This is a genomic window from Planktothricoides raciborskii GIHE-MW2 (assembly GCF_040564635.1).
Lineage (GTDB): Bacteria > Cyanobacteriota > Cyanobacteriia > Cyanobacteriales > Laspinemataceae > Planktothricoides > Planktothricoides raciborskii.
Genome location: NZ_CP159837.1, coordinates 1,052,683 through 1,068,764, shown reverse-complemented (window position 1 = coordinate 1,068,764; position 16,082 = coordinate 1,052,683). Strand labels below are relative to the sequence as shown.

The 16,082-nt window shown below is 43.9% G+C and carries 9 protein-coding genes; 4 read left to right on the top strand and 5 right to left on the bottom strand.

What is annotated here, in order from left to right; translation table 11 throughout:
* Positions 1–516: 516 nt before the first annotated feature.
* Positions 517–1,350, bottom strand: coding sequence for a 16S rRNA (uracil(1498)-N(3))-methyltransferase (locus ABWT76_RS04370; protein WP_354635701.1), 834 nt, complete (start codon positions 1,348–1,350; stop codon positions 517–519).
* A gap of 206 nt (positions 1,351–1,556) precedes the next feature.
* Positions 1,557–3,593 (bottom strand): sulfite reductase, ferredoxin dependent, encoded by a 2,037-nt coding sequence (gene sir, locus ABWT76_RS04365; RefSeq protein WP_354636380.1) that lies wholly within the window; start codon positions 3,591–3,593, stop codon positions 1,557–1,559.
* 656 nt (positions 3,594–4,249) lie between these two features.
* Between sir and ABWT76_RS04360 the strand changes: the two genes are divergently transcribed.
* The 3 genes from ABWT76_RS04360 (at position 4,250) to ABWT76_RS04350 (ending at position 7,955) form a co-directional block, all read left to right on the top strand.
* Positions 4,250–5,215, top strand: a complete 966-nt coding sequence (locus ABWT76_RS04360) for an FTR1 family protein (RefSeq protein ID WP_354635700.1) — start codon at positions 4,250–4,252, stop codon at positions 5,213–5,215.
* Between the two features lie 115 nt (positions 5,216–5,330).
* Entirely contained in the window at positions 5,331–6,143 is an 813-nt protein-coding gene (locus tag ABWT76_RS04355) for an MOSC domain-containing protein (RefSeq protein WP_354635698.1), read from the top strand.
* Positions 6,144–6,299: 156 nt separating this feature from the next.
* Entirely contained in the window at positions 6,300–7,955 is a 1,656-nt protein-coding gene (locus ABWT76_RS04350; protein WP_054467730.1) for an ATP-binding protein, read from the top strand.
* Positions 7,956–8,065: 110 nt separating this feature from the next.
* Here ABWT76_RS04350 and cysE read toward each other — a convergent pair whose 3' ends face one another.
* A complete protein-coding gene (cysE, locus tag ABWT76_RS04345; RefSeq protein WP_054467728.1) occupies positions 8,066–8,866 on the bottom strand; it encodes a serine O-acetyltransferase in 801 nt (266 codons plus the stop codon).
* A 461-nt stretch (positions 8,867–9,327) separates the two neighbouring features.
* Between cysE and ABWT76_RS04340 the strand changes: the two genes are divergently transcribed.
* Positions 9,328–11,640: a DNA polymerase III subunit gamma/tau gene (locus ABWT76_RS04340; RefSeq protein WP_354635697.1), complete on the top strand. Its 2,313-nt coding sequence runs from the start codon at positions 9,328–9,330 to the stop codon at positions 11,638–11,640.
* A gap of 720 nt (positions 11,641–12,360) precedes the next feature.
* Here the strand turns inward: ABWT76_RS04340 and ABWT76_RS04335 are convergent.
* Positions 12,361–13,284: an S-layer family protein gene (locus ABWT76_RS04335; RefSeq protein WP_354635696.1), complete on the bottom strand. Its 924-nt coding sequence runs from the start codon at positions 13,282–13,284 to the stop codon at positions 12,361–12,363.
* Between the two features lie 9 nt (positions 13,285–13,293).
* Complete coding sequence (locus ABWT76_RS04330) at positions 13,294–15,693, bottom strand: filamentous hemagglutinin N-terminal domain-containing protein (protein WP_354635695.1); 2,400 nt, start codon at positions 15,691–15,693, stop codon at positions 13,294–13,296.
* Positions 15,694–16,082: the final 389 nt, after the last annotated feature.

Genomic DNA, 16,082 nt, shown 5'->3' with positions numbered 1-16,082 from the left:
GGGATTTGTGGTCTGGGAGAAAATATCTATTTGAAAATAGTTCTTTGATTTTAAATTATCGATTTCAAAGGGCTGAAAAACCGTCGGGGGTTAAAACCCCCGCCTCATAGCTAAAGTCGGATAAATCCGACTAAAATTATACCAAATTCAAAAATTATTGCTACAATTAAGCTGTTAATTTGGGCGACAGCATTGCGCCCATAATGTGGCATTTTTAGTTAAAAACGTTATAATTTGAGTTCAAATTATAGCACTTTTCGGAGTTATGAAGTACAAAAAAACTGTCATTCCCGCCCAGGCGGGAATCCAGAAAACCTCTGTAATCCAATAAAAACCGCTATATCGATTTCAGTTGTAAATAAATCCAATTATAATTATTTGATTTCAAATTATCGATTTCAGTCGGTTTTAACCGACTTTAGCTAAAAGCGACGGGAATTTATTCCCTGGCGGATTGGCGGATTGGCGGATTGGCGGATTGGCGGATTGGCATCAGTTAACGCAGAAACCCGGTTTCTAACTTTCTAAGTAAGCAGCGACGAGGGATAAGGCGACAATGGGGGCGGTAACGGCTTTGAGGATACGATCGCCTAAAGAAATTGGCTGAAAACCCGCAGCGATCGCCTGTTCCACTTCTGTGGCTGTCCAGCCGCCTTCGGGCCCAGTGGCGATCGCGATTTGGGGATTTGCTTCAGATTTAAGGTCAGATCCTTGCAAAGTTTTGAGTAAATGTGGCCTATCCCCACGAGCCACACAGATATATTTATATTTTTTAGAGTCGGATCCCCCCCCGCCCCCCTTAATAAGGGGGGTGTCGGATCCCCCCGAATTTTCCTGGGTGAGGGTAGGGGCGAACGGCTGTTCGCCCCTACATGAAGCCTGAGAAATTTGCCCTAAACATTCAGAGAAAGCGATCGGTTCAAAAATTGTCGGGACTTTTGCTCGTTCTGACTGTTCGGCGGCTTCTTGGGCAATGCGACGCCACCGTTGAATTTTTTGGGGGCTAGGTTTGAGGAGGCTGCGATCGCTCATTACCGGATAAATCGCACTCACACCGAGTTCCGTAGTTTGACGCACTATCTCTTCTAAGCCATTTCCTTTGGGCATAGCCACAATTAAGGAAACGGTAGCAGGTAATTCGGTGGCAATGGCTATCGGTTCGAGAATTTGGCCATTGTTTTCTTGGAGTACCGACAACCACCAACCCCCTTGAGGATCGATGACAATAAAGCGATCGCCTATTTTTAACCGCAGCACTCGCATCAGATAGTGCTGCTGTTCGGCGGTGAGCAATATTTGCTGACCTTGAATTTGGGCTGGTGCGATCGCGATTCTTTGTAATTGAGACATGAAGAGGCAGAGGGGCGGAGGGGCAGAGGGGCGGGGGAAAACAATTAACAATTGATAATTGACAATTGACAATTAAATAAAATTATCAATTGATAATTGACAATTATCAATTATCAATTATCAATTATCAATTATCAATTATCAATTATCAATTATCAATTATCAATTACACCCCAACCAACAACAATCAACCAACAACAATCAATCTAATCCGCCGATTGTTGACTAGCGAGGAAAGCTTCCAGGGCATTCGCCGCTAGTTCGCTCATAGGTTTGCCTTGACGGGCGGCTTCATTTTTCAGGCGATGATAAATATCTTCGCTGAGGTTGACGCGACGACGGGGGCGACGTTCTTTTTCGTCTTCTTCAGAACCTTGATCGACGATCTCTTCGGAAATAGTTTCGGTGCTGGGAGTCAAATCTGTGTCAACGGGGGCGGTCAATAATTCAGTAGTCATTTTGTTGCTAGTTACAGGAGTATTTTGCTGATAAGAGGCGGTAAGTTCACGAATGGTGTCGAGTCCAATGCGATCGCAAAAATCGCCAAAACTCTCACCGGCAGAAAGTCGATTTTGCTTAAAATTGACCAAAATCGGCTCTAGGAATGCCTCTAAGTAATCAATATGTAGCTTCTCAATTACGGGTTGAGCCAGTCGGGTTTGGCTGGGGGAGCCACCGAGCCAAATTTGATAACTTTCTGGGGCACTGCCGACAAACCCTAATTCTGCCACATAAGGACGCGCACAACCATTTGGGCAGCCGGTCATTCTGACTACAAATTGGTCTTGGGATAGCCCTAGTTTATTTAATAGAGCCCGAATTCGCTCTAAAATTCCAGGGATGGCGCGTTCTGATTCCGTCACCGCTAATCCACAAGTAGGCAAAGCGGGACAAGCCATTGCAGTCCGCACCAGGGGATCGATTTCCGTTTCGCCTTTGATCCCATAGCCTTGGAGGATTTGTTTAATTTCCTGCTGGTTGGCGGGCTTAATATCGTAGAGAATCACATTTTGATGGGGACTGACCAACATTGGTATGTTGAACTTCTCGACAATTTCCCGCAAGGCGGTTTTGAGTTTAAAATCACCGCGATCGAAAACTCGGCCATTTTCAATAGAAATGCCCAGAAACATCAACCCATCCCCTTGATCGTGCCAACCGAGAAAGTCTTCATACTTCCATTCGGGTAAGGGCTTAAAGGGTTCGAGTTTTTTGCCAAAATAGGTTTCTACGGTGGCGCGGAATTTTTCCACCCCCCAGTCATTGATGAGATATTTCATCCGCGCATGACGGCGGTTTTGGCGATCGCCATAGTCTCGTTGAGTGGCGACCACAGCTTTCACCAACTCATAGACATCTTCTTTGGCTACATAACCAATGGGATCTGCTAACCGGGCAAAAGTTTCCTCTTTATTATGAGTCCGACCTAACCCACCCCCTGCGAGGACGTTAAATCCGATCAATTTACCCTGTTCGTCAGAAATGACCACTAAACCCAGGTCTTGGGTATAGATATCTACGGAATTATCTCCCGGTACGGTGACGCAAATTTTAAACTTGCGGGGCATATATTGAGTGCCATAGATCGGCTCTGGACTATCCTCAAACAGAGTGCCATTATTCTGATGGCGGCGGGCTTCTTTAACAGCAGGATTTTCTTCCCCACTAATAACTTTTTCCCCATCTAGCCAAATCTCATAATAAGCGCCACTTTGAGGAGTGAGTAAATCGGCGATATTGTTGGCATAGCGCAAGGCATAGTCATACTCTGGGCGATTGTGAAAGGGAGCCGGAGGTGCCATGACGTTGCGATTCAGATCGCCACAAGCCCCTAGGGTTGACCCCATATTGCGGACAATTTCCGCGATCGCGCTTTTCAGATTTTTCTTGAGAATGCCGTGCAGTTGAAACCCCTGGCGAGTGGTGGCTCGCAGAGTATGATTCCCATATTGATCCGATAAGCGATCCAAAGTCAGATAAAGTTGCGGGGGAATAAATCCACCTGGCGATCGAGTCCGCAACATCATCTGATAATCTTTTTCTTGCCCTTTGACCCGATTATCACGATTGTCTTGCTGATAGGAACCATGAAATTTCAGAATTTGAATTCCATCTTCTGTAAAGTAATTGGTATCCTGAAGCAACTCACTGGCTACAGGTTCTCGCAAGAAGTTACTACGCTCCTTGAGTGCTTCCAGCTTCGACAGCTTTTTATCAGTATCTCCAGAGGCTGGAGCCGTCATAGTTGTAGAGTTAGACATTAGTCGTTGATCTCAAAAAAACTCGCGTTCTGTCCGAATCATTAAATGCACAGTATTTACGCACCGTCTATATCTTTTTTGTAAGATTTGGGCAACCACGGGGGAATTGCCCCTACTGTGGTTTCTGTGCGTAGTTCCTGACACACTTGCGGTGAAATGTGCGGCTAACTTTCAATACATAAGTCGCCACACCATCTCCAGTAAACCACCCCTAAGTCCTCACGAAATGGATAATTGATAATTGATAGTTGACAATTGATAATTTTGTTTAATTATCAATTGTCAATGATCAATTGTTAATTATTTCCGCAAATCCGGTCGGAATTGTGGTGATTTGGCTGATTTTACCATTTAATTGGGATCCACAGATTCAGGATCCATAAATCTTTACAAAGGGGAGCGGGGAAAAATTGATAATTAACAATTGATAATTGACAATTAAACAAAATTATCAATTATCAATTATCAATTATTAATTATCAATTATCAATTATCAATTATCAATTATCAATTATCAATTATCAATTATCAATTATCAATTATCAATTATCAATTATCAATTATTCCCTCTGCCCCACACCCCACACCCTACACCCTGTTGCCTTAGAATTTTCTTAATCAATCAAAAGGATCAAACTATGGATTTTAGTGCGGCCTTACCGACTTTTGTGATTACCCTGCGAGAAGGGGTGGAAGCAGCCCTGGTAGTGGGAATTGTCCTGGCTTGTTTGAAAAAAGCTCAAGCCAGTGATTTGAACCCTTGGGTTTACAGTGGTGTTGTTAGTGGAATTGTGGTCAGTGCCTTAGTGGGTTGGCTATTTAGTGGGATTTTATTCGCCCTGAGTCAGTCCGATCACCTTTATGCCCCAGTGGTGGAGTCTTTGCTCAAGGCGGGATTTTGTTTGGTGGCGATCGCTATGCTGAGTTGGATGCTGATTTGGATGACTAAGCAGGCTAAAGCTTTAAAAGGGGAAATTGAAACTGCCGTGAGTTCGGCGATCCAATCCCCCCGTTCCGCCCAAGACAGCAGCCAGTTTGGGATAAATCAGCCAGCGGCTTGGGGCATATTCACGTTAATTTTTATTGCGGTGTTACGAGAAGGTTTTGAAACGGTGTTATTTATTGTGGCTCAGTTTCAGCAAGGATGGACACCAGCGATCGGGGCATTGTTAGGGTTGCTGGGGGCGGTGCTGATTGGAGTTTTGCTGTTTCAAGGGGGTGTCAGGATTAATCTGCGGCTATTTTTTCAACTCATGGGCATCTTGTTACTCTTGATTGTCTCTGGGTTGGTGATTTCCGCGTTAAAAAATGTTGATAATGCGGCGATGATTTTATCTGAGATCGATGCTCGGTTTAGTGACTTGTGCTTTTCTGGTTCTGGTTCCTGTCTCCTCGGCCCAATGGTTTGGGATACTAGCGAATTTCTTTCCGATCGCCAGTTTCCTGGTATGATTCTTAAGGCTTTATTTGGCTATCGCTCTCATCTCTATTTGGCTCAAGCGGTGGGCTATATGGTATTTTTATTCACCGTAGGTAGTTTCTATTTTTCTAGCTTGGGTGGAGAGCGTAGTAAATCTCAAACTTCGGCAGTGAGTCGTCAATAATTTCGTTGGCGTACCTTCTCGTGGGTGGTTTTGTCGCTTTTTTTCAATTTTGAGAGGCCACAAATCTTCTAGGGGAAGGAAATGCCAAATCCTATCGTCAAACATCCCCGGAAATATGTCCCAGGCAACGGTTACACAGTTATTTATTCACCCGATTAAAGGTCTGACTCCCCAAGGGTGCGATCGCGCATTGCTCCTGCCTGGACATGGTATTAAAGGCGATCGGGCTATGGCTTTAATGTTTGTGGATACTGGGGAAAAAGTTCCCTCCCCGGAAACCTTGCCCTGGCAGAGTAAAAAATACTTTGCGGTGCAGAATGACTGGCCTGGTTTAGCTCGGTTAAAATGTATTTATGACCCAGAGAATGCCGAACTCAGGGTTAGCATTGGCCAAAGTGATTCGCCTCTGTTGGTGGCTGCCACCAATACCTCCCAGGGACGGGCGGCAATTAGTGCTTTTTTTACTGGCTATTTGGCTGGATTAAAACCTACGGAAAAAGCCCGTCATCCTCAGTATTCTCCAGTGCAGTTGGTGGGAACAGGTCAGCGAGGGGAAACTCGTTATAGCGATCGCCAGTCTGGACATATTTCGATTATCAGTCAAGCCACTGTGGATGAAATTAGCCGTTGCATAGGTGCAGAAGTAGATATTCGCCGATTTCGCCCTAATATTGTCATAGATGGGGTTGCTCCTTGGGGTGAGTTTGACTGGGTAGGAAAAGAGTTATATCTTGGAGAAAGCCGGATGCTGGTTTCTGCCCGGATTGGTCGCTGTGTCAATATTGAGGTAAATCCAGAAACGGGCGATCGCGATTTGCCGTTATGTCGCCTCCTTACCGAACACTTTGGTCATTTACAAACTGGGGTGGTAGCAGAAGTCATCAGCGGTGGTAATATCCAGATAGGCGATCGTTTAGAAATCGTTTAAAACTTGCTTAATTCATCCTTTAATTTTTTTTATCTTTCCCCGAAATCAAGCTGAAACATCGGATCCTATCAAAATCATCTTTTAAAATCCATTTTTAAAATAAAAAATAAAAAAAAATTATGCAAACCATTTTTGTAATATAAAAAAATATCAAATATGTCTCAATATATTGTCAATATTTTACTCATCGATAGAGAACTGCATGATTATCAGGTATTCAAAGATTTTTTAGATAAAATATGCACTTTTCAATTTAATTTAAACTGGGTAAAGACTTATGCAGAAGGCTTAGAAAATACCATTAATAATCAAGCTGATATCTATTTAATAGATCGCGAATTAGAGCCGGATTCATATGCGGGATTACAGCTTTTAAAAGAAGCCAGAAAAAAAGGCTGTAATCAACCAATTTTTATCCTCACAGAATCAGAGCTAAAATCCAGAGAAATCGAAGAAATTACAGCGGCTGGTGCCACTGATTACTTCGATAAAAGTGAACTTAATGTAACGCTTTTAGAACACGCAATTCGTTATGCCCTAAAAGAGCAACAAATTAATCAAGCATTGCGATTAAGCGAACAACGTTATGCCTTGGCTTTAAGCGCGGGAGAAGTCGGGGTTTGGGATTGGGATATCAAAAATAATCAGCTTTATGTGGCCACGAATTTAAAAGCCATGCTGGGCTATACTAATAATGAAATTAATCCCAATTGGGAAGAATGGCAAAAACTGATTCATCCCGACGATCAAGAACGGGTTAAGGTGGTTTTAGCGAATCATTTAGCCGGGTTAACCAGTCAGTATGAAGTAGAATATCGCCGACTACATAAAGATGGAACTTGGCGGTGGTTTTTGTCGCGAGGTGATACTTTAAGAGATAGCAATGGTCAGCCTTGTCGGATGGCTGGTTCGGAAACCGATATCACCGAACGCAAGCAATTAGAAGCTTATTTGCGTCAATCCCTAGAAAATGAAAAGGAAATTAATTACTTAAAATCTCGCTTTTTGACGATGGTTTCCCATGAGTTTAGAACTCCTCTGGCAACTATTTTATCTTCCGCAGATTTACTAGAGTTTTATATAGAACAGTTGCAAAAAGAAAATGCTTTAAACCATGTGGAACGCCTCCAAAGCGCGGCGGAATATATGACGCAAATGTTAAATGATGTACTACTAATGGAAGATGCCAAAACTGGAAATTTAAACTTTAATCCGGTTTGGTTAGATTTATGTGAATTTTCTAAGGAATTTGTGAAAAATTTAAAGTTTTATATTAATAGGACTAAAGTAATTGCTCAAAACAAAAAGCATCAAATAGATGTGCTAATTAACTTAAATAATAATTTAGAAAAACCCCATATTTATGGTTTGTTTGATAAGGATTTGATGAAGCAAATTTTAAATCATTTATTATGGAATGCCATTAAGTATTCCCCCCAGGGCGGGGTGATTCTTTTGGAAATTGATGCTACGGATGATGAAGAAATTATTTTGCAGGTAAAAGATCGTGGGATTGGCATTCCCACCGCCGAACAAACTCAAATTTTTGAGATGTTTTATCGAGGCAACAATATCGAAAATATTCCCGGCAGTGGGTTGGGACTATCTATTGTCAAAAGCTGTGTTTATTTACATGGTGGGGATATGTCTGTCCAAAGTACCGTAGGTGTAGGGAGTACATTTACGGTGAAATTGCCTTGGCATAAATCTCAAGATAGTTATCAGGAATATTTGTGTAGTCTCACGGATGTAGAAATTATGAATACAGGGCTTCATATTACGAAAGTAGAGCATCAGTCTGATTCTTGGTAATATTTTATTTGTTGTTGGTTGTTGGTTGTTGGTTGTTGGTTGTTGGTCAAACAACAAACAACCAACAACCAACAACAATTTTATCTTCCGCAGCGATGCTGGGTTTTTGATTAAATCCCGGCACCATCTAAGAACTGCTCGATCGCTTTATTTTTGATTAAACATTTAGGGGCTAATTCTGGATCGAGGGATAACTGCATTACAGCTTCTAAGGCGGCTCGATTAGAGTCCAAAATGTCTAATTTATTTGCTTTAGTCGAGGCGATCGCCACTGGTGTTTGTGTTTGTAAACTTTCTAGTTGTTTTTCCAAGGCTTCAATGCGATCGACTAAAGCCCGAATTGCATTCGCCTCAGAATCAGGCAGTTGCCCGTGTTCCAAGGGGCTAACTTTGGCCCCTGACCGAAAGACAACCCGACCGGGAATTCCGACCACGGTGCAATGAGAAGGTACGTCCCGCAGGACGACGGAACCAGCCCCAATGCGGACATCGTTGCCAATTTGAATGTTACCGAGCACTTTTGCCCCAGCCCCGACGACTACGTTTTCTCCGACAGTGGGGTGACGTTTGCCACTTTCTTTGCCGGTGCCTCCCAAGGTGACGCCTTGGTAGATGAGGCAATAGTCGCCCACAATGGCGGTTTCTCCAATCACCACCCCCATACCGTGGTCAATAAATACCCCTTCGCCAATTTGGGCGCCGGGGTGAATTTCGATCCCGGTGATAAACCGAGAGAGGTGAGAGATTAAGCGGGGGATAAACGGAATTCCCACCACATACAGCCAATGAGCGAAACGGTGAAATAGTAAGGCTTGCAATCCAGGGTAGCAAAACAGTACCTCTAGCCAGTTGCGAGCGGCTGGGTCGCGATCGAATATAATGCGGAAGTCAGTTAAGAGGGTCTTTAGCACGCTTTGTCACCAAGATCGGCTTTCTAGTCCAAATTGTATCTTAAATATCTTATCGCGTTTACTGTTCATTCGCGAAGAGGCGCGGATGCGCTTCCGGTTCGTTTAACCTTAATATCGTTGATCTACCCCGATCTAAACGTGAGAGAGCATTAATTTTTACTAAAAAATTGCATGGATTATTGACAGCGCAGTTTAATTATATCATTGATTAGCGCAATATTAAGTCGCTGAACAGGCAAGAGGCACTATTGCAACAGGAAAGAGAAAAGAGAAAAGAGAAAAGAGAAAAGAGGAAAGAGCAAAGAGGATGCATAGATGCTAATGATGCTAATGAAAACTCTCTCTTCCCTTTTCCCTCTTCTCTCTCCTCTGCCCCTCATCTCCTCTGCTCCTCGTTCCCCGTTCTCCATATCGATCTATATATAGATTTCCCGGTTGTTTTCGCCTTCTTTGAGCTAATTATGTCTTACGAGCCACTACATCATAAGTATCGTCCACAAACTTTTGCCGATTTAGTTGGTCAAGAGGCGATCGCCACCACCTTGAGCAATGCGCTGCAATTGAATAAAATCGCTCCAGCTTATTTGTTTGCGGGGCCAAGAGGCACCGGCAAAACTTCTAGTGCGCGAATTTTAGCGAAATCTCTGAACTGTCTTAAGGGTAATAGTCCGACGGATCAACCTTGTGGGATTTGCGAAGTTTGTCGCAGTATTACTAATGGTTCATCTCTGGATGTGATTGAAATTGATGCGGCAAGTAATACGGGAGTTGATAATATTCGCGAGTTGATTGAGCGAGCGCAATTTGCCCCGGTACAATGTCGCCACAAAGTTTATATTATTGATGAATGCCATTCTTTGAGTGCTTCTTCTTTTAATGCATTGTTAAAAACTTTGGAAGAACCGCCCAGTCATGTGGTTTTTGTGTTGGCAACGACAGACCCACAACGAGTTTTGCCGACGATTATTTCTCGGTGTCAGCGCTTTGATTTTCGGCGCATTCCTTTGGATGCAATGGTGCAGCATTTACAGGATATTGCGGGGAAAGAAAATATTAATATTACCCCAGAAGCATTGCTGACTGTGGCGCAAATTTCTCAGGGAGGATTGCGTGATGCGGAAAGTATGCTGGATCAGCTTAGTTTGTTGCCCGGTGAGGTGACGATCGCGCAAGTTTGGAATTTGGTTGGGGCTGTTCCAGAGCAAGATTTGATGCAGTTGTTGCAGGCGATCGCTGCGGATAATCCAGAGGCGGTTCTTGACCGGGTGCGGGCAATTATGGATCGGGGTCGAGAACCTTTGGTGGTGTTGCAAAACCTGACCAGTTTTTACCGGGATTTATTGATTGCGAAAACTGCGGGCGATCGCGCGGATTTGGTAGCGATTACCCCGGCAACTTGGGCAGAATTACGTCAATTTGCCCAAACTCAAGATGTGGGGAAAATATTACAAGGTCAGCAACATTTGCGGGCTTGCGAAGCGCAAATTAAAAATACTACGCAGCCCCGTTTGTGGTTGGAAGTGGCTTTATTAGGATTGCTGCCTTCTGCTTTGAATGTGACGCAGCAAGTTGTCGCAAGTCCCAGTCCACGGGCGGTTTCCCCGCAACCGGGAACACAGCCTAGCTATCAGCCCGTTGCGGCAACTCCAACTCCGGCAACCCCAGTCAGTCAACCCCAAGCTGGGGAGCGGTCTTACGGTCAAACCCCTGCGGTGGCGGCAACTCCAGCCCCACAAAGCGATTCCCCCCCGCCGAAGAGGGAGCAAGCTTCGGGATCCGCTTCGGGGCATCTGCCAAACCCAGAAACCCAGGCAGCACAAGTGCCCAATAGTCCGGCTGACTTGAATGATTTGCAGTCTTTATGGCAACAGGTACTTGCCCATCTTCCTTTGCCCAGCCAAGCCCTATTAAAACAACAGGGAACCTTGATTTCGGTTCAAGAACATGAAGTTAGATTGGGTTTTCGATCGCAAAACCTGATTAAAATTGCGGCTGAACCGAAATTGCCACAAATTAAAGACGCTTTTGCTAAAGTCCTGGGAAGGGCGATCCAAGTTCGTCTCGAAGTCTCTGGAGACAGCGCGACCCCAGCACCGGCAACCAGTCAACCACAAAGGTCGTTGCCCACTGCCCCGGTTCAGCCACCGGCAGCGACACCGGCAGCGACACCTCCGACCCCACAACCGGCGCCTGTGTCAGAAGTGCGTCAAAGTTTGCCCGCGCAAAGGCCAACTCAAACTACGCCACCTGTGCAAACAGTAACGGTTGCTAATGGTCAAGGAAATGTGCCGTTAACCCAGTCGGTTGCAGTGGCAAAACCAGGGGCAGGGGCGATAGTGCTCCGCACCGCTGTTGCGATCGCCACGGTTAATACAAGCGCGAATTATCAAGTTTCTCGACCGCAGCAAACGACAAAAGTTTATGTGGACGAGTCAGAGGCGATCGCGGCTGCCCAAAAACTAGCGGATATGTTTGGCGGAACCGTGGTCACGGATTTCGAGGATTCAGATAGTTTTTATCGGGATAGAATAGAGCAATCTTCGGAGCCGATGAACGACATATCATTAGAAGTCGAGGATTTTTCTGATATTGCCGAAGAGGTTGTAGAAACAGCCGCAATGCCGCAACCGTTATCTTGGACAGAAAATGGGCGATCCCCGCAAGGGATCCGCTTCGCGGAATCGGCTAATAATTTTATGCCTACTGATGACGAGGATGAGGCAAAAATTTTATCAGAGTTGGCGGCTGAAGAATTTGGGGGAATAGAGTTTTAAATAGGGGATATCGGTTGACAGAAGAAACCGGGTTTCTTGTTGGCAAAAAATAGATAACTTTGATATCTCGAACAGAAACCCGGTTTCTGTACCCCCGCAAGAAACCGGGTTTCTTGGTGGCAATAAACAGATAACTTTGATATCCCGAACAGAAACCCGGTTTCTGGGATAGCTGGCAGCGGATAGCGGTTGGCAGCGGATAAGCTGACTATTTTATTTTCGGATAGTGGTGGGCAGCGGATAGCGAAACCCGGTTTCTTGGTGGCGAAAAGAAGATAACTTTGATATCCTGAAAATCAACCGGGTTTCTTGAGTTAACCTTGGCGAAAAACCCTTTCTTACAGCGCTTTTCATTTTAATAGAATACGGCAAGGGCGTGATCTTTCCGGTAGTAGGGGCGACGAGCGCATTCGCCCCTACGGAATGCGCGGGCCACTACAGGTGTTTGTGGTTTATTCAATAGAAAATTGCTGTAAAATAGAAACCCGGTTTTTTATGAAAATATTTGATTCTTGTATATCTTCTCCCGCAGTTACTTCGGTTAAATTTCATGCCTATGTACAGTAGCATCGCAATGCGATCGCTGGTTATAGAGAATTTGTGCGATCGCATTGGCGATCGTAAATATCCCTTGAAAAGGGTACTGATTCTCTGAAACAACAAACCAGTAAACCTTGAAGCCTCAACCTTCAACCACCAAAAATTAACAATAGTCTATTTTTATTGAACCGGAGCATAACATTGTTTGTTTTCAAAAAAAACGTGATTTTTGCCATCAGGAATATCGCCAAATAATTCTATGTTACCTCGCTGATTTATCACCCATCCGGTAGCCTCAACAACTGAATTATTTGCCCTTGTATTGGTCAATAAATTTTGTTTTTTTATGCCAAATTTTAACGTTAAAATAGGCAATAAAATTGACAAATCTTGAGATAAAAATCGCACATCTTGCCACGGGTGTAAACTTTCCAAAAGTTGAGTCGGGTCTGAGGGTAAACCACCCCGTCCGCTGACAGTAAATGAACTCCCTTGATAGTCCGCACAGGCTTGAGAAATCAGCGAATTTGGATCAACTGCCTCAGTAGATAACTCTACTAAACCAGCCGTAGCATCAATTTCTGTATTAATAGATATGTTGCCATCCAACCCAAACTGAGAACTAGCGCTAATATCGCTGCGGGGGGTGAGTTGCTGGCGTTCAACTAAACCATAAATCCCACTACTGTTAATATTAATATTCCCGCCTTTTCCCGCAAAAGCATTGGCGGTGATATCGCTATTTTCTGAGGGAAATGCAATTAAAAAAGGTGTATCGATTCTGATATTTCCGCCATTACCACCGCCACTGGCTTCGGTTCCGGCACGAGTAGAAATTGCACTACGATTTCTTAACTGTAAAATGTCACCAATTTTTAGGGTAGTATTTCCCCCTTCTCCCGCTGCACTGGTCGCGCTAATTATCCCTTGTTCTAAAAATAGAAAAACTGCCTCAAGAAATATATTTCCCGCATTACCAATTCCTGAGCCACTGACAGTGACAGCGGCCCCATCGCTAATATTAAATCTGCCAGTTTTTACCGTAATATTTCCTCCTTGTCCCGCCGCATTTTCCGCAGACGAAGCTAATAAACCCGTGGCCAAGAAAAGGCTTTAATTACTGGGGTCAATTAAATCAATAGATTCAGAAACATTCACCGTTAAATTCCCAGCTTTTCCGGATCCAAAAGTCGAAGTTAATGCTTGGGCAGCGCCTTGGGCAATCATTTGCTGACTGGTGAGATGAATATCTCCTGAATTGGCATTAGTAAACGTGCCTGTGGCCAAAAGAGAATTATCAATAGTGAGAATATTTCCCGCATTAATGATAATTTCTCCCCCTTGTCCGGCGCCTAAAGTCGTCGTCGCCACCAGTCCCCCATTCCTGGCACTAAAATTGGGGGTTGCTATGAGAATATTTCCGGAGTTTCCTGACCCTTCGCTTACGGTGAAAATTCCCGTGGTAAAATTTGCTAAAGTCAGGCTTCTATTCACAGCCGGAGTGATAATCCCTTCTTGTAAGTTCTCATATCCAGTGCCAATAACTTCTACAGATTCACTGGCATTAATGTTAATATCACCACCATTTCCAGAGCTAGAAGTAGAGGCATTAATGGTACTATTATTTACTTCCAGGTTGCGAGTATTCAGGGTAATATTTCCTCCGGATCCTTCTCTAGTGAGCGCGGAGATACTGCCTTGAGAATTCAACATGATTGTATCGGCATTGATCAGGATTTGCCCCGGATTTCCTGTACCCTGATTGACAACTGAGATTTCACCTTGATCGGCGATTTTTAGTACCGGGGTATTAATGGCGATCGTCCCCGCATCTCCAGAAGGCATCTCAGGTAATCTGAACTGTCTGATTAGTGGGGGTGAGATATAATTCCTGGATGCGATCGCACTTTTATGATTATTATCATATGTGCCATTGACTTCTATAGATTCGGTCGCATTAATTGTCAAGTCTCCGGCATGGCCTGATGCTAAGGTACTGGTAGAAACAGATCCGCCATTTTCAATGAATAAGTGAGCCGTATTAACTGTAACTCTGTTAGCATTTCCCGAACCCAACACATTAGTTCCGATAATGCTTCTATTCCCGAATGTTGGGTGGGTTCCAATCAGTTTTACAGAATCAGTGGCATTGACGATTACTTCTCCTCCCAGGGCACTCCCAAAAACTCCAGAAACCAATATGGCTCCATCTCTAAGGGTCAAATTTTGGGTGGACACCGTAATATTGCCACTTTGTCCAGAACTATAATTCGCCGTAAGTAGACCACTTTGACCAAGCTGTATGGAAGTCAAACCAATGGCTTCGATGGACTCAGAGGCATCAACTTGAATATTTCCCCCTGACCCTTGACCGAAGGTTCTATTGTCAATAATTCCGCTATCGTCCAGGAGTAATTTTGCCGTTGAAATTACAATATTTCCACCGTTTCCATCGCCCAGGGTTTCACTGCGTAGTCCACTGCTGATACTTCCATCGGGGATAAAGCCTCGAATTTCTATAGACTCAGTAGTATTAATCCGCAAATCCCCATCGTTTTCTGTTCCTTGGTTTTGCATCAGCAATAAAGAACCATCACTTATCACCAGGTTACGTCCTTGCACTTGTAGGGAACTACTTTCAGTGCCACTGACATCAGCGAGGGCTCTTTGAGAGAGTTGAATATCTTTAAAATTAGCAACATTAGATAGTCCCTGATAGTCCAAAGTCCAGCCGGATGATGTGGCATTCAGGATGACACTTCCTTGCCCCACTGCCCCTAATTCAATTCTTCCACCTGGTGCGGTGAGAATTCCTCCTTCTATAAATATGTCACCACCGACGAGAGCGAGGGTTTCATGAGATGGGACGCGCAAACCTGTGGCACTTTCACCAGGTCCTAGAAGTGGTGAAAATATGGGATTGTTGGTCTTGAGACTATGACCTATTCCTTCTACTCTAATGACCCCAGGATTTGTGCCAAATTGCAAGCCTATGGGAAGATTAATTGATAGTAGGGGCGCTTCGCGAACCGCTCCTACATTTGCTCCTATATTAGCATTAAATTCTATTCCATTAGGAAATAATAAGCTGTCTGCGGTTGTGCCTAAAAATGAGCCGCCAATGTTTAATTGGGCATTGGGACTAAATATGATGCCACTGGGATTGATTAAAAATAGATTAGCGTTACCATTGGCTTGAATTAATCCGTCAATATTACTGATTTGCCCCCCGGTGACACGGGTGATGATATTTTGAATGGCGACAGGGTTCTGAAAATGGGCAGTTTCTCCAGTTAGGACATTAAACTGGGCAAAACTGTGAAATAAGTTATTTCCTGCTTCCGTACCCCCAGTGATTTGTTGTTGTTGTCCGTCAATATTGACTACTGAGTTGTTGGGCAGGGTACTGTCAGGAATGATTTGGGCGTTAAGGGTGTTTGATGATAAAAACAGCGATATTAAATTGGGGAAAAAAGGCGCGATCGCATCAAGCCATTTTCGTTGTTTATTCATAGTTTTTATTCCTATTTATTTGTTATTTGTTATTGGGTATTATTGGCAAATAACCAATAACAAATAAGTCCTATAAGTCCTATAAAACTCAAAAACTTTAAAAATCAAATGCACCAATAAAGATAAATAGTAACCAGCCAATTACTGTAAATAAACCAAATAATCCCCACATGAATGGTAAAACCCATTTTTTGTCAGTATATCCTAATAATGGGGTTAAAGAAACTAGGAGAAAAAAAACCATTAAGCCCATTAATAATAAGTATTTCATGTTTATGCGCTCCTCGATGATGATTACAGCAATTTTCTCCGCGAGTAAACCAGAACTATCTGTAGTAGCCCGCGCATTCCGGCAGTAGGGGCGACGAGCGCATTCGCCCTTACAATAT